The sequence below is a fragment of the Pseudoalteromonas luteoviolacea NCIMB 1944 genome (genome assembly GCF_001625565.1).
GTDB lineage: Bacteria > Pseudomonadota > Gammaproteobacteria > Enterobacterales > Alteromonadaceae > Pseudoalteromonas > Pseudoalteromonas luteoviolacea_F.
Genome location: NZ_AUXS01000097.1, coordinates 309,192 through 330,804, shown reverse-complemented (window position 1 = coordinate 330,804; position 21,613 = coordinate 309,192). Strand labels below are relative to the sequence as shown.

Here is a 21,613-nt window from a genome sequence, read left to right as displayed (position 1 = left end):
ATTACCTAAAACAAAAACAGCATATATTAAGGATTAAAAATGCGTAAATTACTCATAGCTCCATTGTTCGGTATCCTCTGTGCGTGTGGCGGCGGAGGAAGTGGAGGCTCAAACAATAGTGAGCCATCCCGCCCTAACACTAATATAAATCAAGCACCTACAATTACTTTAGCCGGAGAAAGCATCGCGCTTTCAAAAGAATCAATCACCTTAACGACTCAATTTAGAGATCCGGAACAAGATACCTTAACTGTCGGCTGGAAAAGTTCTCTTGCTGGCGTAGCTTTCCAACAAAACTCTCTTGCTGAAACCGTCGTTTCATTCCCTACGGTGACTGAAAAGCAATCAGTGGTGATCACTTGTGAGGTATCAGATGGCGTGAACCCTGCTGTCACAAGGAATTTCAACGTGACGCTATACCCTGAGACTGTCGGTGCTCAAATTCAAATGCTTGACGAATATCAGTTCAAAGGAGGGAGTGACGTCAGTATCAATGTACCTTTTAAGACAACTTCAGAAATTGAGGAAGTATCATGGATGATAGAGGGCCTTGAACCAGACTATCAGGAGGTTATTAATAGCCTAACGTCTGATCATGGCGACTCAACATTGAAGCTTCAGCTTCCTGCGGTTGACGAAGTGCTAGAGTTTTATTTAACGATTACTATCAAAACCAAAGCTGGTGTACACAAGCAAACTGCACGCGTTAAAGTCTCTCCAGCGGATGGCCCTTCTTTAACCGTTTCATTGCCACAAAACTTATCCGTATCCTCGAAAGGCCAGTTAAGTATTGTGCCTACCATTTCAAATTCTGACGAGATAACTTCTTACCAATGGTTATGGGAGCCAAACCCCCAACCGACAGAGCCAACTGCCAACAAAAAGATTTATCAGTTCATTGCGCCAAATGTTGAGCAAGACACCGACTTTACCGTGACATTAAACGTCACAATGAAAGGGGATGTAAAACAATCAGCCAAGACACAGGTAAAAGTTAAGTCCATACCTGCTCATAACACATTGACCCTGAAAAGCTCACATGAGATCGCAACGGTTGGCCAAACGGTGATCATCACAAGTAATTTAGAAGACACCACAAACGTAAAGTCTGTTCTTTGGGATATTGACAATGGCTTTGATAAAGCCATGTATACCCAAGAGCACAACCAGTTAACCATAGAGATCCCACCAACTGACGACATCAAAAAGTTCCACACTGTGTATTATACTGTTGAATATAATTCAGGCGTTGTGCACGAATCACAAATCCCACTGATTTATCTCAGTAAGTCAGCTGCTGAAAATGACATTAAACTCAGCGATAAATATAAAGAGTTTTCGATTTACCCACAAAAAGAAGTCACAGCCAATTACACCCTAACAAGCAGTGTTCCCCTAGAGAGTGTCCGTGTTGTCTCATCATGGGATACACACACCTACGACAAACTTGAATCAGCGTATAGTGACAACAACTTAGCCATAACTGTGCTTAAAAACGCCCCTCAATTGTCGGGGACACGATTTTTCAAAGTGCTAACCAAAGCTGGTGCCGCTGAAAAGGAATTTACTATAACTGCGCAGGCTTACGACTCTTTGTTACGTGCCTACTCAGGTGTAGATGAAGTATTCATAGCAGGACGAAGTATTTCCGTCTTTGGGCAATTGATCCATGCAGACAATAAGAATGGTTATATTGGCAACTGGGCTTCAGATACTCTGCGCTTTGAATTTGTAAATGCTCAATCAGCAATAAATGAAGCAACAATGCGAGACATTTTCCGACCTGAAATGGAAAAAGTAAAACTAATACTATCGAGCCAAGACGAAAATAATACCGAAACAAAAAGCGAGTTAGCTGTCGAGTTTGTTGAGAATTTAACTTTAAATGGCGAAGTCTATAACTGCAAAGTGAGAGACCGGGTATTGCAACAGTGTACCAGTGACAATGGCCAAATAAATTTTCTGACTCCACCAGAGCAACTGAAGCAAGTGGTAACACGAGGTAGCTATGTTTGCTTGTTAGGCTATGATGGCAAAGTTCAATGTGAAGGCTTTAAAGACAACCCAGCTCTCGAAGTTCCTAACCTTGAATCTGTCGCGAGACTCAACGCTGTCGATACAGAAACGGTATGTGCACAGCTTACGGATGCAAGCTGGCAATGCTGGGGCGGCAATGCCACAAAAATTGATGACCTAATAAAGCAATCAGGCCAAGTGCACCAAGTTTTGAGTGTCAATGATCAAACCTGTCTTGTCAGTGATGGTCAAATACATTGTTATCAAGGAGAGGAAAAAGTCTTCCAAAGCGCTGGTAGGTTCGTATCTACATTGCTCATGAAAGAGGAAAAAATATGCTATAAAACCAAACGCTCCTATTCTACTAACTGCCCGCTCGACTAATAAACTGCTCTGCTCACCTTTGTGAATTCAAAGGTGAGCACTATATATGGCTTAATTACAAACAATCATAAAGATAATATATTTATACTAATTAAGACTTAAAGATTAGGTTATTTTAACTAGTTTTCTTTACAAACGCCGTGAATGGAGACAAACTAGAGCTAATGTCTCGCAACTATCTCGTATTATGAAATTATTCGCTTTAATTCTCGCGTGTATGACTCTTTTTTTAACCGGTTGTGGCAACGAAGATGCAGGCCGAGGTGACAAAGATACACCTGGGTATACTGCAACCATGTACTTCGATGCGCTTTATAATCGCAAAGACATGAACGCGGCACTTAAATTAGCTACACCCAGACTTGCACGTATTATGCGCTCTTATGGCACCCCTTCTCAATTCACTAGAAACTTAGTCAATATGCAATTTGACCATGTCACAATCGAATTAGACATGACTAACAAAAGCCTTCGTGAGCAATATGGTACAAACGCGAAAGTAAACCTTATATTCACTGGCAAACTGCATGGCGACCAAATTGACGATATGCGCAGCGTGCAAATGATAAAACGTAAAGGTGACTGGTATGTCGATAAAATAAACCCAGACCCTTACGCCAGATAATGTATTTACTTGATTAAGCGCTTGTGGCATCAACGCTCAGCGCTTCATCACGCACTGTAAGCCACTCTTCCAACATTTGTTTGTCACCTTCTGAAAAAACACCCGCTTCACATGCTGCGCAGAGCTGATCTGCCATGGGTTGATTATATAAACTCATGCTGTGCTTTTTTTGCCACCTCAAAAAGTCATGGTAAGCACTATCCGTCTTTTTAGACAGAGCTAACGCACGCTCCAATTTCTCGAGACCAGGCATGTTTTGGGAGTGGCAAAGAGCGCTTATTCGCATTCGCGTTGTATGGTTTTCTCTGATGCTCGCACATACCGATTTTACTAGTTCATCTGATATGCCATTCGCCCTTGTACCGATTGGGAAATACAAGCGTTTAGCAATCGTACGCAACCCTCTGGGTAAAAAGTTATCAATAAAGCTTTTTACCGCCGTGCTATAGCCAGATAAATGATAAGACATTGCAGCGTGCAACAGCGGCAAATCGCCACATTGGTGGCCATCATCTTCAAACTTTTTCAAAACACATGACGCCAAATACAAATGGCTTAACATGTCACCCAAACGAGCGGATTGCATTTCACGATACTTAAGCTTGCCACCTAATCTCAGCATGGCAATATCACTCAAAGAAGAAAGTACTTGGCTATACCAAGTTAACTTTTGGTAATACCGCGCTACTTCTCCACTCACTGGGCTACGGACAAAGCGAGCGACCGTGATACCATTTAAAAGCGCTTTCACCGCATTTTTACCTGAATGAACAATATGCGAAACCAACAATTTATCAAATGATTTGAGCCCCTGATCGGTGTCTGTCATTTGTGCCGCTTCCATTTCCTTCAATATATACGGATGGCAACGACTCGCGCCTTGACCAAATATCATCAAGTTTCGAGTCAATATATTAGCGCCTTCAACTGTGATGCTTATTGGCATGCCTGCATAATGATGAGCCAGATAATTTAGCGGACCTTTTTGTATCGCTTTGCCGCCATGAATATCCATTGCATCATTGATGATCACTCTCGCTTGTTCTGTTAGGTGGTATTTAGCAATAGCAGTGATCACCGACGGTTTTTTCTTTAAATCAACCGCCAATGCGGTGTTTTCTCTTGTAGCTTCAATACTATAGGCTAATCCATAAATACGAGCAGCAGAGCTTTGAACCCCTTCAAACTGTCCAATCGGTTGCTTAAACTGATAACGTAATTGGCTATAAGCAGAGGTTGATTTTGCGCACAACTGCGCAGTTCCTGCACTCAGCGCTGGTAAAGAGATCCCCCGCCCGGCGCTAAGGCAAGAAACTAACATGCGCCAGCCTTTGCCAACGCCACTTTGACCGCCTATGACCCAGTCAATAGGTATGAAGACATCTTGGCCTGATGTCGTGCCATTCATAAATGCAAGCCCCATAGGATCGTGACGATCACCACAGTTCACACCTGCGTGAGATGTGGGGATCAAAGCGCACGTTATACCGCATTCAAGTTGTTCACTCAGTAATTTATCTGGATCATATACTTTAAACGCCAGCCCAAGTACATCGGCCACTGGGGCAAGTGTAATATAACGCTTTGACCAGCTCACCCTTAAACCAAGTACACTTTCCCCTTCAAACTCTTGGTGACATACTGTCGCGTGATCAGTAATACCACCCGCATCAGAGCCCGCATGAAGAGAAGTTAAAGCAAAGCAAGGTAGTGCCTCCCCACTTGCCAGTTTAGGTAGCCAATTTTGTTGCTGTTCTTGCGTACCAAAATGCAACAACAGTTCCGCAGGTCCCAAGCTGTTGGGGACCATCACAGTGACGGCAGCGGATAAACTCCTTGTAGCAATAGTAGATACAATGACAGAGTTTGCTTGCGCACTAAACTCTTTACCGCCAAAGCTTTTCGGAATGATCAGTGAGAAAAAGCCCTTTTCTTTTAGAAATTGCCATGTATCTTCCGACAAGTCTCCTCGCGCTGTAATTTCAGACTCGTCAAGCATACCCATAAGTGTATTTAATTCATTATTTACGAATGCTAATTCTTCATCAGACAATCGAGGCCTACCTGACTTAAGCCACATATTCCAATCCGGCTTACCGCTAAATAAACTTGCATCCCACCAGGTATCTCCTGCCTTCATTGCTTCTTTTTCTGTATCTGATAGTTCAGGCAAGGCACGTTTAAAGTAATTAAATGTGGGCGTCGATATCCATTTAATTCGAATGTCCTTAACCGAAAATATAATCCATACTGCAATAATCAATAATAAAATTAGCCACATAAGAGTTGTTCCCCAACTGAGTATTAACGATAAGTATGGATGAAAAATCGGCTAACTCAATAATTCAGCTAGATTGGTAAGCCATGTTGATAAAGCGCCCAGTCACTATTTTGTATGAACTTTGAAACGCGCTAATTGAGCACCGGTAAAGAGGCTGTTATCATCAGCGCTCTCTATAACAAAAAGTGAAAACATATGTCAGCAAAATTTAAACTCAGCCTAAGCGCTATTTTTGTCGCTGGGGCACTCTCACTGAGTGGCTGTAACTCAACAACAAGTGAAAAACTAACAGAGAAAGATGCAGAAGTATTTCTTGCTGAAGCAGAAAAGCAATTACAAGACCTTTCAGTAAGGAGCAGTCGAGCAGCTTGGATCTATGCCAACTTTATTACTGAAGACACCGCAGCACTGTCAGCTGAAGTAAGCCGAGAATATACGGCTGCACTTGTCGCGCTTGCCAATGAAGCAGCTAAATTTGACGACCTTGAACTAAATTATGATAACCGTCGTAAGCTTGATAAGTTAAAACTAAACTTAACGCTACCTGCCCCAAAAGATCCGCAAAAAACGGCTGAATTAGCAAAGCTATCTGCTGAGCTAGATGGCTTATATGGTAAGGGCAAGTACTGCAAAGACGGTAAGTGCATGAGCCTTGGCGACATGACCGCCAAAATGGCCACCAGCCGCAACTATGAAGAACTTCTAGATATTTGGCAAGGTTGGCGCGAAGTTTCAAAACCAATGAGACCACTTTATAGCGATCTTGTGTCATTGGCCAACGAAGGTGCCAATGAACTGGGCTATGCAGACACAGGCGCGATGTGGCGAAGCAAATACGACATGCCAGCTGACGATTTTGCCAAAGAGTTAGATCGTATTTGGGGCCAAGTGAAGCCACTATACAACTCTCTTCACTGTCACGTTCGTGCTAAATTGGGCGAAAAATACGGTGAAGACAAGGTTCCTCAAGACCAGCCTATTCCAGCTCACCTGCTAGGTAACATGTGGGCACAAACTTGGGGTAATGTATACGACCTAGTGGCCCCGCAAAATGCGGATCCTGGCTACGACCTTACTGAGCTATTAAAGCAGCATGATTACGATGCGCTTAAGATGACCAAAGGCGCAGAAAAGTTCTTTACATCAATGGGGTTTGAGCCGTTACCAGAGACATTCTGGACTCGTTCATTGTTCTTAAAGCCAAAGGATCGCGATGTTCAGTGTCATGCTTCGGCGTGGAACTTAGACAACAAAGATGATTTACGAATCAAAATGTGTATCCAGCAAACAGGTGAAGAGTTCTCAGTTATTCACCACGAGTTAGGTCACAACTTCTATCAACGCGCCTATAACAAGCTGCCGTTGTATTACCAAGAAAGTGCCAATGATGGCTTCCACGAAGCTATCGGTGACACAATTGCACTTTCAGTAACGCCTGGTTATCTGAAAGAGATTGGTTTATTAGAGCAAGTACCTGATGAGTCTAAAGACATTGGTCTACTTATGAAAATGGCGATGGATAAAATTGCATTTATCCCATTTGGTTTGCTCGTTGACCAGTGGCGTTGGAAGGTTTATTCCGGTGAAATTAGCCCTGAACAGTACAACCAAGCTTGGTGGGACCTACGTGAAAAGTACCAAGGTGTACAAGCGCCTGTAGCACGTACCGAAAATGATTTTGACCCTGGTGCTAAATATCACGTACCTGGTAACGTACCATACACGCGTTACTTCCTAGCCCACATCCTGCAATTTGAGTTCCACAAGTCTTTGTGTGAGATCGCAGGTAGCAAAGAAGCGATTCACCGCTGCTCAGTATACAACTCAAAAGAAGCAGGTGAGCGTCTAAATACCATGTTGGAAATGGGTAGCAGCCGCCCATGGCAAGAAGCACTAGAAACAGTTACTGGTAACAAGCAAATGGATGCAACAGCCATCCTAGATTACTTTGCACCACTACAAGCTTATTTAGACGAGCAAAACAAAAACCGTCAGTGTGGTTGGTAACAACTTTCTACTGTCATGACAAAAGCGCAGCATTTTGCTGCGCTTTTTGTTTCTGTTGCTATATTCTGCAACACTTTTTTCCTTTCTCCTCTGGTAAATTCAAGCTAATGTATTGATCTGAATGAGGAGACTATATGAATCTACAACGCACATGGCTATTTGGCCAATTTGAACTTACTCGCCTATTTGCCACAAAACGAGGTTGGTTAGCTATTGCCGCATTCTCCCTCGTATGGCTCATGGTCTTACGTTACCCAATTTATAATGCAGTCCCTTTCATTAACAGTTATGAGTTTTCTGATATTGTTGGCCAAATAGCTGGCACCATAGGGCTGTCTGCGCTCGTTTCTTGGCCTGAAGCTGAGCTCGCAATGTTTTGGATTATCGGCCTGTTCACTTTTCCAATGTTTGCTGTATTCGTCACCGCTGATCAGACTGTTGGCGATAGAAACCGAGGCACACTCAGGTTTTTGACAATGCGTAGCACTCGGTTGGAAATACTACTGGGTCGTTTTATTGGCCAAGTTATGATTTTAGCCGCTTTAATTGCGCTGGTTACAATCGCAACCCTCATCATGCTGCTCTATCGAGATGCCAGCTTACTTCCTTCTGCAATCGCCAAGTCGATGGCTATTTGGGCCAAATTGTTGCTTACTTGTTTGCCATTTATTGCGCTTATGAGCCTCTTGAATTTAATTAATAACTCGGCGCGAATGAGCATTGTATTCGCCATTTTATTTTTTACTTTAATCGCTTCTGTGATTGGTTATGTCGGAGCTCAATACCCAGTATTAAGCTGGTTAAACTACATTATTCCGGGACATCAAATTGCCGAGCTGACTGGTTGGCAAAACACACCGTTATTTTCTTATGCGCTCCCGGCGTGTCAAACAGCGGTACTACTGGGTGCTGGGCATGTTTTACTGAAAGGGAGAGATCTATGAGCACAGTTATTGAAGTAAAGTCACTGAGCAAGACTTTTGGTACAAAGCGGGCTTTAGACAATGTTGAATTTAAAATAGAAAAAGGCAGCTCAGTCGCCCTCGTTGGTCCCAATGGCGCGGGGAAAACAACTCTATTTAGTATTGTATGTGGGTACCTGAAACCAAGTAGCGGAACGATAGATATCCTTAGTCATCAACCGGGGGATGCTCGATTATTTGGTAAAATTTCAGCACTGCCACAAGATGCACAGTTGGACCCCAAATTTTCGGTGCTACAGCAACTCACTTTTTTTGCCAAACTACAAGGTATGACAGGAAAAGCTGCCCTGGAAGATACAAAACGCGTATTAGCATTGGTCGACCTAGCACATGTTGCAAACTCAAAAACAAGTGAACTGTCTCACGGTATGCGTAAACGCGTATGTATCGCACAAGCGCTGCTCGGTAGCCCAGAAATAGTGCTGCTAGATGAAGCGACAGCAGGATTAGATCCAAAAAATGCAAAGGCCATTCGCAACCTTATTGCCTCTTTACAAGGCGACATTACGTTCATTTTAAGCTCCCATGATCTCAGTGAGCTTGAACGCCTTTGTGATACTGTACTTTACTTGGAGCAAGGACAACTCTCCAGCCACCAAAGCGATCTGCATCAAACCGAACAAGGTAGCTTTGTAACGTTACAAATGCTCAACTTGGATACAGATATGCAGGATAAAATCTCCCAGCTAGGTGGTGTGCGTAACATCAAACAGACTCAATCAGACGAACTCGTCATTGAATATACAAAACAGCCTCAACCTTTTGATTTATCTTTACTGGCTTTAATTCACGAGCATAAGTGGACATACAAACAACTTGTCAACGGCCGTACTTTAGAGAATCAGTTGTTTGTTGACTAGTATTGATCATTCGACCTGCTTAGTGACGGACCTGCGCTACATGTGCTCAATTTACCCGGTGTAGGAGTGAAGATGAAAACTCTGCGATTGGTCCGTCATGCAAAATCAAGTTGGCAAGATGCGTCTTTAGACGATTTTGATCGCCCTTTGAAGCCCAAAGGTATCCGCCGAGTGACCAAACTCGCAAAGATACTGGGTCCACTGCTTCACGTTCAATTGCTCACCAGTCCCGCGAGAAGAGCATTCGATACGGCTCAAATAATACACACCATTTGTATGCCAAATACGCCTGTTTTAACCCTTGATAAACTTTACACATTTGAACCAAACGAACTTTTTTCTGCAATGACGCGATTAGAACTCCACTGTTCTGACATCTGTGTTGTCACGCACAATCCCGCCATAACTGCCGTTGCCAATTTACTGGGAGCACCAGATTTAGACAATGTCGTCACCTCGGGGTATGTCGAGTTTTCTGCAAATATCCAGTCATGGGCTCAACTAAGTGCAAAGAATACTCACTATATCAGGCATTTATTTTTAGACTAAACCTTGACCGTACCTATATTGAAACTGATATATTTGCTTTTTATGTCAAGGAGATGTCGATGCAGCTTGTTCAGTTAAACAGCCGAAGTACGGGTCTTGCAGAGCTATTCGAGGAAATAGATCTGTTGATGAATAGCTTATACCCAGCTGAAGCCAATGATTTAGTGCCAATAAATGAGATAGATAACCCACAAACCTACATCATAGGCCACTATGATAACGGTGAGCTTGTCGCATGTGGTAGCTTTGTCTTAAAAGAGGACAATGGCATATATGCCGAGTTAAAACGTATCTACGTCAAACCATCACAACGTGGAAAAGGAATGACGAAAGCCATAATTGAACACCTGGTTATGCACGCTAAGCGCGAAGAGATCGGCGAAATAAAATTAGAAACCGGGGAGCAACAGACCGCAGCCATCAAGCTATACGAGTCATTTGGTTTTAGGCATTGCGGCACATTTGGCCAGTATAACGCAGAACCTAGCTCAGTTTTTATGCAGCTGACATTAGACGACTGTCAACAATGAGAAAATTGACTTGCCATTGGTAAATACGCTGTATCTAATACACAGGCAACAACACAGAATAAGTAATCACCAGTATGAAAACAGCAATAGTACTTGGCGCCACAGGGCTTATAGGTCAAAGTGTTACCCAAATTTTGGCGCAGCAGCCAGTCATTGAAAAAGTTGTTGCGGTTACGCGACGGCCTATTCAGTATGACTCAGAAAAAATCGTCAATGAAGTTGTCGACTTTGCCAAACTAAGTCGCTATCAGCACGTTTTCCAAGGACATATACTGTTTTCATGTTTAGGCACAACGCGCAAACAGGCAGGTTCAATTGCCGAGCAAAGGCGTGTTGATTTTGACTACCAATATCAGGCGGCAAGGCTCGCAGTACAAAATAATGTTACACACTATTTATTAGTTTCATCAAGCGGCGCGAATGAAAATAGCGTGAGTCCTTATCTTAAAATGAAAGGCGAGTTAGAGCATCGCGTAAAACTACTCGGGTTTAGACATCTCAGTATTTTTCAACCTTCTCTACTCATTGGCCACAGACCAGATACTCGAGTAGCAGAATCCATAGGTAACCACTTGCTACCCTTAATTTGTAAACTGCCCGGGTTAAAAAAGTATCGCCCTATTTCAGGCAACCAAGTTGCCACAAAAATGGTCTCGGTCGCGATGTCAGAATCGGCTCACTATGAAACATATAGGCTTGATGAAATATTTGAGAGTTAAAGGCGTTCAGGGTCAATATCGTCAATACCAATTGAAAGTCGCTAAAGAGTTTGAGACAAAGTAAAAAGGCCTTGTAATGATCTAAAGGCCGTATCGTTCATTGCGACTAACAACGATTGTGCATTCAGTTACCTTTACCAACTTGAGTAGCGTAACCTGCGCACTGGCATTGGATGATTTGGCCTTTTACGCGCACTCGCCATTTTAGTTTGGTGTCTGACGCCTTGGTGCCAGCATCAAACTTATGGGTTAAATTTCGCTCGCATGCTGACGTTTCTTGGGCAGTTCCGCTTTCGCCAGATTGCAACAGTGGGTATCCCAGCTCAACACACGCTCCCATGACATATTGAGTGTCATCTTGAGTGACATTGTGTACTTCTTTACTATGAGAATCAGACTTAGAGGTTTGACTTGGCCCCTCCTGAGCTGGTTGTTGATTTTGCTTTCCTTCACACCCTGCTAGCAACATACTTAAAAAAAAGTAAGTCGTAACGATTAACAATGAGTTTATTTGAACCCAATTTGGCATAGTTAATCCACTCCTTTTCACCCTTCCTGAACTTAGCTTTATTGTAGAAGCTGGGTCACAACATGCTGTTAAATTTCTTCATTTATACCAAAATTCCCTTGAAAAGGTACTTATGCAACATGCAAATCATTGGTTTCACTCCATCTTAACCTTGCTGTATACTAGTTCCCAATCCCTCGTCAAAAATGTGAAAGCAGATACAATTTCCGAGAACAGCATGACCAAGAACGCGCCAAATACTTCACTAATTCAAGAATTAAAGTCTATCGTCGGTAACAGCTTTGTACTGACCGATGACACCAAAAAGCAGCCGTATACCAAAGGATTTCGTTTTGGATCAGGTGATGCCCTTGCTGTTATCAGACCAGCGACTCTTTTAGAAATTTGGCAAGCGTTAAAAGCATGTGTTGCAGCTGATGTCATTGTGATCATGCAAGCAGCCAATACAGGCCTGACAGGTGGCTCAACACCTGATGGCAAAGATTATGATCGCCCCATAGTCATCATAAGCACCATGCGGATTGACAGTATTCAACTGATAGATAATGCCAAGCAGATTGTCGGACTAGCTGGCAGCACCTTGTTTGGCCTAGAGGACACGCTTGCACCTCACGGTCGGGAACCGCATTCTGTCATTGGCTCATCATGTATTGGGGCATCAATTGTCGGTGGAATTTGTAATAACTCAGGGGGGGCTTTGGTACAACGTGGGCCCGCCTATACCGAACTGTCACTTTTTGCGCAAATTGACGAACTGGGTAACTTGTCACTGGTTAATAATTTAGGTATTAACTTGGGCGATACACCTGAAGAGATATTGACTAATTTACAAGAGCAAAACTACACAGATGCTGACGTTCAGTTCCCAGAACTTAGGGCATCTGATGATGAATACCATGAACGTGTTAGGGACGTCGACGCAGAGACCCCTTCGCGCTTTAACAATGATGGACGCCGCTTATATGAGTCATCTGGTTGTGCTGGTAAGCTTGCGGTTTTTGCGGTTCGATTAGACACCTATCCGGTACCTGAAAAGCACCAAGTCTTTTATGTTGGTACTAATGATCCATCCGTGTTAGCTCAGATCCGTCGCGACATCCTATCTAAGTTTGAAAACTTGCCAGTCTCTGGTGAATATCTTCATAGGGATTGCTATGACGCCTCTAAGAAATACGGTAAAGATACCTTCTTAGTAATAGATAAACTGGGGTCTAAATATATTCCCAAAATGTTTGGCATCAAACGTACTGTTGACCGTATAGCTGACAACTTTAAGTTTCTACCCAGCAAGTTTTCTGATCGAATTATGCAATATCTGAGCTGTTTATGGCCTAATCACTTGCCAAAACGCATGGAAGAGTATCGCGACCGCTATGAACATCACTGGATTGTAGAGATGAGCAACGCTGGTGTTGCAGAGGCAAAAGCATACTTTGATGAATTCTTTAAAACGAACGATGGCAGCTACTTTGAGTGTACTGAAGACGAAGGTGAAAAAGCCATACTACATCGCTTTGTAGCAGGCGGTGCAATAGGCCGAATGCAGACTATGAACAGCAAAGAAATGGGTGCAATCATGACCATTGATGTCGCCTTTCCGCGTAATGAAACCGACTGGTTCGAACAACTGCCTCCAGAAATAGATGAGCAGATCGCTGTTAAACTATACTATGGGCATTTGTTTTGCCACGTCATGCACCAAAACTACATTATGAAACCGGGTGTAGACGCCAAAGCAGTTAAAAATAAGATCTTAGAGACATTTGATAAACGTGGCGCCGAATACCCTGCCGAGCACAATGTCGGACATGAATATTTTGCAAAAGATGCTCTGAAATCCTTCTACAAGAAACTTGATCCAACTAACTCATTCAACCCAGGTATTGGTAAAACGAGCAAGTGTAAACACTGGCACGAACACACACACAAGTAACCGCATTTGCTGCAATATTATGATAGTTAAGCCTCTGATATTGCAGCTCCAAAACGGCATTTATCTCATCTGAGTTAAACATCGCATTATTCGCGATGAATTAAAAATTTTATATAATCTATTTGAAATATTTTTGATACACTATGTGGCTATTAAAAATATTCAAGTACTTAGAATTATGAACCACCCTATCAAACTCAGTGCACTTGCCTTGTGTACCTTACTAACAAGTGCCTGTAACGCAACCAATCCAAGTGATATTCAATCGGATGCAGGATTGCGAATTGTAACTTGGAATATCGAACATTTAGCTGCTGACAACACCAAGGGGTGTAAGCCAAGAACGCAAAATGAAATTTCTGCACTGAAGAAATACGCAAGTTCTCTAGAAGCAGACGTTATCGCATTTCAAGAAGTTGGCTCAATCAAAGCCCTTGAAAACATTTTCGACACATCTCAATGGCAACTGATCATATCTGACCGTAAAGACAGCCCTAGCTACACTTGCCGTGGCAATGGATTGACGTCAACACAACAAAAAGTCGCATTCGCTGTTAAAAAGCCTTTAAACGTTGAAAAAGTTGTTCATCATAATCAATTCTCAGATATACAAGTTGGGTTGAGAAGTGGCTTGGAAGTTCAAATTGGCTATGCAGGCAAAACATTAGACTTACTTAATGTACACCTAAAAAGTGGTTGTTTTGTGGATGATTATCGCCGTTCAGACAAAAAATCGTGTCAGCTATTAGCAAAGCAAGTGCCTCTACTGGATAACTGGGTTGAATCGAAAAGCGCTGAGCAAGCCAACTTTATCGTTTTAGGCGACTTTAACCACAGACTGACCGCACCGTATAACCGCGTCAGCCGCGACTTGTATCACCCTGATGGACTTGCAGATAAGGCACCAAACAACCTTTCTAAGGCGACTTTCTTCAATGCAAATCAAATGCTAACGGGTTGTCATCCTTACTACCCTGCACCTATTGATCACGTTTTGGTGTCAAATACTCTGAAACCAACCTACGTGAAAGGCAGCGTTCAATTCCATTATTTTGACAATATGGAACCAAAGAAAATGCTCAGCGATCACTGCGCGCTCAGCATTGACCTAAACTAAAACAAGCATTTATGGGGCAAAGATAAAGCTTGCCCCTTACCTGTAATACTACTTTTCTAGTTGTTCTAAAATATCGAGCACTGATCTAAACAACCGTTTGTTAGCTAGCCCAATGTGTTGATTAACCACCGCGCCATAAGCACCAAAACGCGCAACAACAAGCTGTTTAGAAGGAATTATTACTACATACTGGCCTCTATGCCCACGCAGCGACACCGTGTCTTTTGGCAATTTAGGTAACCAAAAGCTCATATCATTCAACCAAAGCTGCCCACCATAGTGCTTATCAACTCCCTTGCTCATCATTACATCTTTAATCCAAGCCTCGGAAACGATTTGTTCTCCATTCCAGCGACCGTTATTTACAAACAGTTGGCCTATTTTAAGCCAATCATGTACTGTTAAGAACATTCTCGCACCACCTCTGAGGTTGCCAGCTTCATCAAGTTCAGCAATAGCATTGTTGATCCCAAGCGGCGCAAAAAAGTCTTGCTGATACAGCTTATTAATAGATGATAAGTCACCACCAGACGCATCCATCAACGCTTTACTTAGTAGCTGAGTTGTGCCAGTTGCATACTCAAATTTGCTGCCCGGCTTGTAATCTTTTGGCAGACCAGTTACGTAATTGACCGAGTCTCCGGTGTGATACCACATCGGCGCTAAATCTTCATACCCGTGAATATCAGGCAATTCCGCCCATTTTACGCCTGAGCTCATATTGAGTAAGTTCTTTACCGTCATTTCATGATGACCAAACTCCAATGATTGCTCTAAGGTGAGCTTACCTTGGTCAACCAATACGCCAGTTAATAGCCCTGTTACAGTTTTTGCCATCGACCAACTTAGCATTCGGGTATCGCCAGCATGAAACTGGTCATATTGCTCGGCAACGAGTTGTCCCTGATACATTACAGCAACTGCAAATGTATTGTCGCTCCATGTATAGTCCTTATTATTTGTGGCAAAAAATGAATCTAGCGATAGCGCCGGATCCAGCGCTTTAGCAATAGGAGTGCTTGGCAATGGTTGTGGGACCGTCACACCTTGAGATTGCGCATGCAATTGCGCAGGGGTCAATTCATGCAGTAGAGTACAACCGAAGCCATCTCGAAACACTGAAGTTCGAGTCAGAGGTGAGCCGTCAACCTGAGCTGTTATCGAAACCTGTTTTGCAACTTCATCAACACTCAACACAGGTGTATTTGGCAATGCGCCTAGCGCCTCAGGGATCACCCGCTGCTTAATAAAGTCTATGGGTTCTTGTGATATAAAATGCCTTGAGCACAGTTGATTGGCGCTATAGCCCAGCAATACATCTGGGTCTGAGTTACAGCCACTCAATACCACAATTGACGCTAAACTCCCCAATTTTAAAGCGATATGTTTCATATTTATTCCTTTTGTTATTCTTCGCAGCTATGACGAATAACTAAACAATAAATACAAAATTTATACAGCTTAACTCATGGCTGCTTGCTTTGATAACATCAAACGTTCACGCTGTAAAACACAATACGCGAGCAAGCCCAACCCAAGTATGACGTTTGCTAGCGCAAGACCCCACACAATACCACTAAAACCAGCTACATAAGCGCCAAAATATGCGAATGGGATCGACAAACCAAATAGCCTTAAGATACTCACATTTAATGCAATCATGCTGCGTCCAGTAGCGTTGCAACAGCTGACATACAACATGGTTGCAGCTAAAGCAATATAGGACAGTGGTAATACGGTTAACGCTAACTCAATAGATTTACTGACAAAAGTTTTCTGACAAAAGCCAACTCCTAACAGATCCGCGCCAAAAAATAGCACCAAAGAGACAACCAATTGCCAAACAATACATACTAAAACCGACAATTTAATTCCACGCCTGACCCTTAACGCTTTATTTGCCTCCCAATTTTGCCCTACAAAGATTGGCAGTGACGTAGTAAGTACCATGGGCAATAACAACGCAAGTGGCTCTAGGCGCATCACGACACCATAGGCAGCAACGGCATCACTGCCTTGTGTCGCAACAATTGCCATCAATATAGACTGCGCCAGCGGCGTGAGCAGCTGCATCGACACAATTGGGATCAAAAGACGAAACAAACAGCGAAAGCCTTGCCGACTTTGCGTAGAGAGCAAATTAATTTTTATGGATATGTTTTCTTTAACTATCAGTAAATAAAGCGCCCAAATACAGCCAGTTACAGCTGCAACCAGATGTGCAATACCCAACTTTTCTAAGCCACTGATCGCAAGATCAGCTCCTACCCATGGTGAAAACAATGCCGCACTGGTGAGCACCTGCATACCTGCAAATACCACCAGAAGCTGCGCTGCCGCTCGCATATTCCCAAAGGCACGCAATACGCCAAAAATCACCATAATTAAGAAAAAGAAGATTACAGCACCAAGGCGGTACTGCATATAAGTATTTAGAGGGCCCCAAACTTTTTCACGTTCAGAGAAGTCAGCAAAACCAAGTAAGTTTAAAATAGGTAATAAGTTTAACCAAATACCCAATGCTATCGTAGCACCAACCAAGACGGTAAATATCAAGCTGACTGCGGCAAGCTCTTCGACTACTCGCGCCTGAGTTAAGCGCGTCGCAACCACAATGCCAAGCCCTATGGCGAATGCAAATAAAGTTGCCTGCACTGGCAGCGTAAAACTCATTGCAGTGAGCTCTTCGACTCCTAAGCGAGATGCGAAATAAAGCTCAATCAAGTCCGCACTAAATAAAGCCAAAATAGCCCACAACATAGGTACCGTCAGTTGTCTCAACACCGCACTGGTAGAACCGGTTAAAATCCAGCGCTTCTTTACAGCCCTTGCACGTTGCTTGCGACAAGCTTGAACAGGTGAATAACTCAAATCTTGTGATCTATTGCATGTCATAGCGCGTGATCAACTCCTTGCTATTTGGTTTTATTTTTTATTTAGACAGACACTATTTGCTTTAATTGAGCAAAATGCTACTGCAAATAGCTGATTCATCTAATTATCAAGACCAATGAAAATCTTCAGAGTTCCCAGCAAATCTTGAAACTCGATGAACCCCCACAGAATTGAGATTAACCACCTCCATTTCGTTAACTAAAAACCAGCCAAATGCACGACTTTTTTATTATTTAAAAAACCGTCATAATAGTCGTTGAAAACAACCACTAAAGTCGATACATCATGGCCCAAAAGTTACCTCCACAGCTAAATGCCACGCAATCTCCTTGCGTACGAAATTGCTGTTTGGATGCCGAAGATATTTGTATTGGCTGCCTTCGAAGCATAGATGAAATTGTCGGCTGGGGAAGCAAAAGTGCACTAGAGAAAGCTGCAATACTAGAGCGATGTGCCGCAAGAAAACGAGCCAAAGAGCAAGTTCACAAATAACCCTGGAGCGTCTTCAGGTTACTACCAAATAGACCCGGATGGCGAGCAAGGTGTATCTCCCTTTGCTGTGTATTGCGATATGGATACCCTTGGCGGAGGCTGGACGCTCTTTGCAAATCACGCAGATGGTATTGAACGCAAGCTTATGCGCGATCCAGTAAAAATAGATCAATATGGTGTATTGGAATCGGCCCGCTGGCAAGCACTGAGAGCCACAATGACAGAAGGGCTTATGTTTATTGACGAACATCAGCGAGTATCTATGATTTCCGCACATAACGTCACCAACCCAACCGGTAATGGATGCCAGAGTTTACTTGATAACACAGCCGCTGATCTAACCGCCACATTTGACGGTAATCCTGAAAGGCCATTTGCTATTTGGCCGTACAGCACAATTTATGCGCATACAGAACAAGACAAACTACTTTATTTTATTAAGTAAACACCAAAACAAAGCAGCTTGAATGGGCTGCTTTTCCTCTAACAAACCCATGTCGTTATAAGTGACTTTCAAATTAGAAAATGTTCACTCACCTTGTTAAATAAATAGTTTAATCAATTATAAAATATAAAAGTAATATCATATAGAAGCTGGATAACCGAGCAGAGGTGTATCAATACCATTCTAATAATCCATAAGGTGAAAAACACCCTTCTCAATCAACGCGGTGATACCACCTTAAACAACCATTAATCACTCACAATTTACGATAAGTTTTATATCATTGCATACAGAATTTAAAAATAAACACACTAAAAAAGTATATGAAATAAAAAAACAAAACTAACAAAGCAAAAACTTCGAGCTTACTATTTGAGACCACTCGTGTCGTAAATAATGTAATAAATGAATGTAGATTTTCCTTTTTAGTATAGCAGTGGAGTAAAATCCTAAGCGCTGGCAATATGATCATGGCAAAAAAAGCCAGAACAGCAAACAATGTTACATGGAATTCAAAAAACCACTGTGCTTCAAGAGACTTAAAATTGGGGCACACTTTTAATTCCTTTATTAATAGCATCCAGATAAATACGGGTTGAGGATAAGCCTGAAAGCAAAACGCAAATATGTGCTCACGTTGCTTCGACTAGATAACCCTTCACAACAACCCTTTTTAATTAGAAGTGCGCCTTTGGTCCTAAATAATACGCTCTGTGTACTACTTGATTCAATACATGATGAAAACCAGCTGTTAAGTCCATTTGCTGATAATAGATTAAAAAGCTGATATCTATATCAAACAATATTGATTAAAGCCCCAAATTAGCATCTTAATGTTTATTCTTCCAATAAAAATAATCATAAATAAAGCTAACAAATGGCCTCAACCATTACAACATGAAAATAAAAATAATGAAAAAATCAATATGAGAGAACCCTCTTCTCACACGTAAATATTAAATAAAGAAAAATTAATTGATTAATCTATTAACTTGTCCAATTTAATAAAGAAATCGTTGAATGTGGCAGACATGTCTTCTGAGTGCTCTTGTATTTTCTGAAGATCTTCTTTCGCGCCGTCTAGAGTTTCTCGTAGGGTTTGTTCTTGCGTTTCGCTCATGCCAAAAGAGATTATTGAATCTTCTACGTCAAAAATAAGCGTTTCAACTAGCTCTTGGCATGATTGATTATAGTTTTTAAAAATAAGTTCAATGTCTTCTAAGTCTTTACTCGCCACCTGACTAAGCTCTCTGAGCCCCTTATTCTTCGCTTGAATAGCTTGAATGTTGGTTTCTAAACTTTTTAGTCTAGCGTCTGCACCTCTAACCACCAGTGCCAATATGTCATTAAACCTTCCGTATTTCTCATCGTCATCAATGGGCATATTTTTTATTAATAATGAGCAATATGCGCTGTTGAAAAAGCTACGCTTTTCGATGTTAATGACGGTTTTACTCTCTCGCCCTTTTTTAAGAAGCTCGCTTTCTAACGGGTTAATGACGCCAAAGTTACAAAAATCTCTAAATTCGCCCAATAGCCCCAACTGTACAGATGCATTTAAATCCAAGTTTCGACAAACGGATAAAACTGCGTTCGATAAATCCGCCAAGGTGTTGCATTGGTATGAGTTTTCAATGAACTCAAGGCATAAACCCAATTCACTACAACTGGTAATGGCTGTTAAGGTAACTTCTTCGGCAGCCTCGCAATTCACTTTTAAGGTATCAATTTCACTACTGAACTTAACCAATCTGTCGATCCTAAAACTAAGTTCAGCTGCATCAAATGGCTTGGTGATGTAATCATCACCACCTGCTTTAAACCCTTCAAGTTTGTCTTCAATACAATCTTTTGAGGAAACGAATAAAACCGGAGTATCGGAGTTAGAAGGGTTACTGCGAATCGCCTTACAAACCTCATATCCGTTCATACCCGGCATCACAACATCCAGCAAAATCGCATCATATTTACGCTCATGAAATAATGTCAGTGCTTCTTCGCCGTTATGCGCTGAGAAGTAATCATGTGATTCACCAAGCATTGTTTTTGCAATATCATGGTTAACTTCATCGTCATCGACTAACAAAATTGAGTACGACATACGCCCCCCAATAGGCTTTAATCTCGATACTGCTGAGAAATATCAAAAAATAAATTTTCTTTTTCCAAAAACTCATCCAACAACTCAGGATCAAAATGACTCCCCCGTCCTTCTTTCATGATTGCAATTGCTTTGTCATGCTCCATCGCATCTTTATAAACTCGCCGACTGATCAATGCATCATAGACATCCGCTATCGCCATCATGCGTGCGCTAAGTGGGATTTCTTCTCCTTTCAACCCTTCAGGGTAGCCGGAGCCATCCCACTTTTCGTGATGATAGTGAGAGATTTCCTTCGCAGTTTTAAGGAAGCTATTTGCCTGACCCAGCGCAGACTCGGCAGTCTCTATGGCGTTGCGACCAAATACGGTATGGTTTTTCATGATTTCAAACTCGTCAGCTGTAAGCCGACCTGGTTTGAGCAGAACATTGTCTGGGATCCCTACTTTGCCAATGTCATGTAACGGGGCAGACTTATAAAAATTATTAATCACTTCTAAAGTGAGTACCTTTTTATATTTTTCCTTCTCGCACAAAATAGTTGCCAATAGTTTTACGTAGAGCTGTGTACGGCGAATATGATTACCGGTTTCTTGGTCTCGGGTTTCGGCTAGGCTAGCCATTGCCTGAATAGTGACATCTTGAAGGCGAGACATTTGCTCCGTGCGCTTTTGAACCTCTTCTTCCAAATAATCGTTTTTGTTTTTTAGAATGTCTTTGGATTCTTTGTTCAATAAGTGTGTATTTAGGCGAGCAAGCAGTATTGGCGGACTAATTGGCTTGTTAATGTAATCACATGCACCCAACAAAAAACCTTTTTCTTCATCTTCAACACTGGTTTTTGCAGTCAAAAAAATCACCGGTATTTCACTGTATACCTCGTGCGACTTTAAGTACTTGATCACCTCGTAGCCATTCATCTGTGGCATAACAACATCAAGAAGAATGATGTCAACTTTGTTTTTTTCAACCACGGAAATAGCGGCTTCACCACTTTTTACCGCTAAGACACGATATTTATCTTTGATAATTTCCGTCATGAAAGCCAGGTTTTCCTTCACATCATCTACTACCAACACCGTTTTAAGCTGTTCCATAGGCTCTTCTATTGAATTGTTAGACAATTATTCATCACACACAAAAATAT

General features: G+C 42.1%; 18 protein-coding genes. 12 read left to right on the top strand and 6 right to left on the bottom strand.

The window, feature by feature from the left end; genetic code table 11:
• Positions 1-39 precede the first annotated feature (39 nt).
• Positions 40-2,400: a hypothetical protein gene (locus N483_RS26390; RefSeq protein WP_023400555.1), complete on the top strand. Its 2,361-nt coding sequence runs from the start codon at positions 40-42 to the stop codon at positions 2,398-2,400.
• A gap of 187 nt (positions 2,401-2,587) precedes the next feature.
• Positions 2,588-3,025 carry a hypothetical protein gene (locus tag N483_RS26385; RefSeq protein ID WP_023400554.1) on the top strand — a complete coding sequence of 146 codons (438 nt, stop codon included), beginning with the start codon at positions 2,588-2,590 and terminating at the stop codon, positions 3,023-3,025.
• Positions 3,026-3,038: 13 nt separating this feature from the next.
• Here the strand turns inward: N483_RS26385 and N483_RS26380 are convergent, their stop codons facing one another.
• The gene (locus N483_RS26380; RefSeq protein ID WP_023400553.1) at positions 3,039-5,306 is read right to left on the bottom strand and encodes an acyl-CoA dehydrogenase; all 2,268 of its coding nucleotides are present in this window, start codon (positions 5,304-5,306) and stop codon (positions 3,039-3,041) included.
• A gap of 195 nt (positions 5,307-5,501) precedes the next feature.
• Between N483_RS26380 and N483_RS26375 the strand changes: the two genes are divergently transcribed.
• The 6 genes from N483_RS26375 (at position 5,502) to N483_RS26350 (ending at position 10,954) form a co-directional block, all read left to right on the top strand.
• Positions 5,502-7,313, top strand: a complete 1,812-nt coding sequence (locus N483_RS26375) for a M2 family metallopeptidase (protein WP_023400552.1) — start codon at positions 5,502-5,504, stop codon at positions 7,311-7,313.
• Positions 7,314-7,447: 134 nt separating this feature from the next.
• The gene (locus N483_RS26370) at positions 7,448-8,257 is read left to right on the top strand and encodes an ABC transporter permease subunit (protein ID WP_023400551.1); all 810 of its coding nucleotides are present in this window, start codon (positions 7,448-7,450) and stop codon (positions 8,255-8,257) included.
• On the top strand, positions 8,254-9,156 hold the full coding sequence (locus N483_RS26365; RefSeq protein WP_023400550.1) for an ABC transporter ATP-binding protein: 903 nt from the start codon (positions 8,254-8,256) through the stop codon (positions 9,154-9,156). The genes N483_RS26370 and N483_RS26365 overlap by 4 nt, the downstream gene beginning before the upstream one ends.
• 72 nt (positions 9,157-9,228) lie before the next feature.
• Positions 9,229-9,705 (top strand): SixA phosphatase family protein, encoded by a 477-nt coding sequence (locus tag N483_RS26360; RefSeq protein WP_023400549.1) that lies wholly within the window; start codon positions 9,229-9,231, stop codon positions 9,703-9,705.
• Positions 9,706-9,764: 59 nt separating this feature from the next.
• On the top strand, positions 9,765-10,235 hold the full coding sequence (locus tag N483_RS26355; protein WP_023400548.1) for a GNAT family N-acetyltransferase: 471 nt from the start codon (positions 9,765-9,767) through the stop codon (positions 10,233-10,235).
• 74 nt (positions 10,236-10,309) lie between these two features.
• On the top strand, positions 10,310-10,954 hold the full coding sequence (locus tag N483_RS26350) for an NAD(P)H-binding protein (RefSeq protein WP_023400547.1): 645 nt from the start codon (positions 10,310-10,312) through the stop codon (positions 10,952-10,954).
• A gap of 124 nt (positions 10,955-11,078) precedes the next feature.
• Here the strand turns inward: N483_RS26350 and N483_RS26345 are convergent, their stop codons facing one another.
• The gene (locus tag N483_RS26345; RefSeq protein ID WP_023400546.1) at positions 11,079-11,483 is read right to left on the bottom strand and encodes a hypothetical protein; all 405 of its coding nucleotides are present in this window, start codon (positions 11,481-11,483) and stop codon (positions 11,079-11,081) included.
• Positions 11,484-11,700: 217 nt separating this feature from the next.
• On the opposite strand from N483_RS26345, the gene dld reads away from it, so the two are divergent.
• Both dld and N483_RS26335 read left to right on the top strand, forming a co-directional pair.
• Positions 11,701-13,416 carry a D-lactate dehydrogenase gene (dld, locus tag N483_RS26340; RefSeq protein WP_036976770.1) on the top strand — a complete coding sequence of 572 codons (1,716 nt, stop codon included), beginning with the start codon at positions 11,701-11,703 and terminating at the stop codon, positions 13,414-13,416.
• 178 nt (positions 13,417-13,594) lie between these two features.
• Entirely contained in the window at positions 13,595-14,533 is a 939-nt protein-coding gene (locus N483_RS26335; RefSeq protein ID WP_036976713.1) for an endonuclease/exonuclease/phosphatase family protein, read from the top strand.
• Positions 14,534-14,581: 48 nt separating this feature from the next.
• Here N483_RS26335 and N483_RS26330 read toward each other — a convergent pair whose 3' ends face one another.
• The gene (locus N483_RS26330) at positions 14,582-15,925 is read right to left on the bottom strand and encodes a serine hydrolase domain-containing protein (protein ID WP_023400543.1); all 1,344 of its coding nucleotides are present in this window, start codon (positions 15,923-15,925) and stop codon (positions 14,582-14,584) included.
• 69 nt (positions 15,926-15,994) lie between these two features.
• Positions 15,995-17,428 (bottom strand): MATE family efflux transporter, encoded by a 1,434-nt coding sequence (locus tag N483_RS26325; RefSeq protein WP_023400542.1) that lies wholly within the window; start codon positions 17,426-17,428, stop codon positions 15,995-15,997.
• Positions 17,429-17,713: 285 nt separating this feature from the next.
• Here N483_RS26325 and N483_RS26805 point away from each other — a divergent pair, with 285 nt between their 5' ends.
• On the top strand, positions 17,714-17,920 hold the full coding sequence (locus tag N483_RS26805; RefSeq protein ID WP_080672634.1) for a DUF1289 domain-containing protein: 207 nt from the start codon (positions 17,714-17,716) through the stop codon (positions 17,918-17,920).
• Positions 17,880-18,365, top strand: coding sequence for a fibrinogen-like YCDxxxxGGGW domain-containing protein (locus N483_RS26320; RefSeq protein WP_023400541.1), 486 nt, complete (start codon positions 17,880-17,882; stop codon positions 18,363-18,365). Before N483_RS26805 ends, N483_RS26320 begins: the two co-directional genes overlap by 41 nt.
• A 979-nt stretch (positions 18,366-19,344) precedes the next feature.
• On the opposite strand, the gene N483_RS26310 is transcribed toward N483_RS26320, so the two are convergent.
• Together N483_RS26310 and N483_RS26305 are read right to left on the bottom strand one after the other, a co-directional pair.
• Positions 19,345-20,466, bottom strand: coding sequence for a response regulator (locus tag N483_RS26310; protein WP_023400539.1), 1,122 nt, complete (start codon positions 20,464-20,466; stop codon positions 19,345-19,347).
• A 17-nt stretch (positions 20,467-20,483) separates the two neighbouring features.
• On the bottom strand, positions 20,484-21,563 hold the full coding sequence (locus N483_RS26305; RefSeq protein ID WP_023400538.1) for an HD-GYP domain-containing protein: 1,080 nt from the start codon (positions 21,561-21,563) through the stop codon (positions 20,484-20,486).
• Positions 21,564-21,613: the final 50 nt, after the last annotated feature.

What these genes read in the sequence shown, in the direction of transcription:
- N483_RS26390 (WP_023400555.1), top strand. Translation starts at nt 40, where the DNA reads ATGCGTAAATTACTCATAGCTCCATTGTTCGGTATCCTCTGTGCGTGT.
- N483_RS26385 (WP_023400554.1), top strand. Translation starts at nt 2,588, where the DNA reads ATGAAATTATTCGCTTTAATTCTCGCGTGTATGACTCTTTTTTTAACC.
- N483_RS26380 (WP_023400553.1), bottom strand. Translation starts at nt 5,306, where the DNA reads ATGTGGCTAATTTTATTATTGATTATTGCAGTATGGATTATATTTTCG.
- N483_RS26375 (WP_023400552.1), top strand. Translation starts at nt 5,502, where the DNA reads ATGTCAGCAAAATTTAAACTCAGCCTAAGCGCTATTTTTGTCGCTGGG.
- N483_RS26370 (WP_023400551.1), top strand. Translation starts at nt 7,448, where the DNA reads ATGAATCTACAACGCACATGGCTATTTGGCCAATTTGAACTTACTCGC.
- N483_RS26365 (WP_023400550.1), top strand. Translation starts at nt 8,254, where the DNA reads ATGAGCACAGTTATTGAAGTAAAGTCACTGAGCAAGACTTTTGGTACA.
- N483_RS26360 (WP_023400549.1), top strand. Translation starts at nt 9,229, where the DNA reads ATGAAAACTCTGCGATTGGTCCGTCATGCAAAATCAAGTTGGCAAGAT.
- N483_RS26355 (WP_023400548.1), top strand. Translation starts at nt 9,765, where the DNA reads ATGCAGCTTGTTCAGTTAAACAGCCGAAGTACGGGTCTTGCAGAGCTA.
- N483_RS26350 (WP_023400547.1), top strand. Translation starts at nt 10,310, where the DNA reads ATGAAAACAGCAATAGTACTTGGCGCCACAGGGCTTATAGGTCAAAGT.
- N483_RS26345 (WP_023400546.1), bottom strand. Translation starts at nt 11,483, where the DNA reads ATGCCAAATTGGGTTCAAATAAACTCATTGTTAATCGTTACGACTTAC.
- dld (WP_036976770.1), top strand. Translation starts at nt 11,701, where the DNA reads ATGACCAAGAACGCGCCAAATACTTCACTAATTCAAGAATTAAAGTCT.
- N483_RS26335 (WP_036976713.1), top strand. Translation starts at nt 13,595, where the DNA reads ATGAACCACCCTATCAAACTCAGTGCACTTGCCTTGTGTACCTTACTA.
- N483_RS26330 (WP_023400543.1), bottom strand. Translation starts at nt 15,925, where the DNA reads ATGAAACATATCGCTTTAAAATTGGGGAGTTTAGCGTCAATTGTGGTA.
- N483_RS26325 (WP_023400542.1), bottom strand. Translation starts at nt 17,428, where the DNA reads ATGACATGCAATAGATCACAAGATTTGAGTTATTCACCTGTTCAAGCT.
- N483_RS26805 (WP_080672634.1), top strand. Translation starts at nt 17,714, where the DNA reads ATGGCCCAAAAGTTACCTCCACAGCTAAATGCCACGCAATCTCCTTGC.
- N483_RS26310 (WP_023400539.1), bottom strand. Translation starts at nt 20,466, where the DNA reads ATGTCGTACTCAATTTTGTTAGTCGATGACGATGAAGTTAACCATGAT.
- N483_RS26305 (WP_023400538.1), bottom strand. Translation starts at nt 21,563, where the DNA reads ATGGAACAGCTTAAAACGGTGTTGGTAGTAGATGATGTGAAGGAAAAC.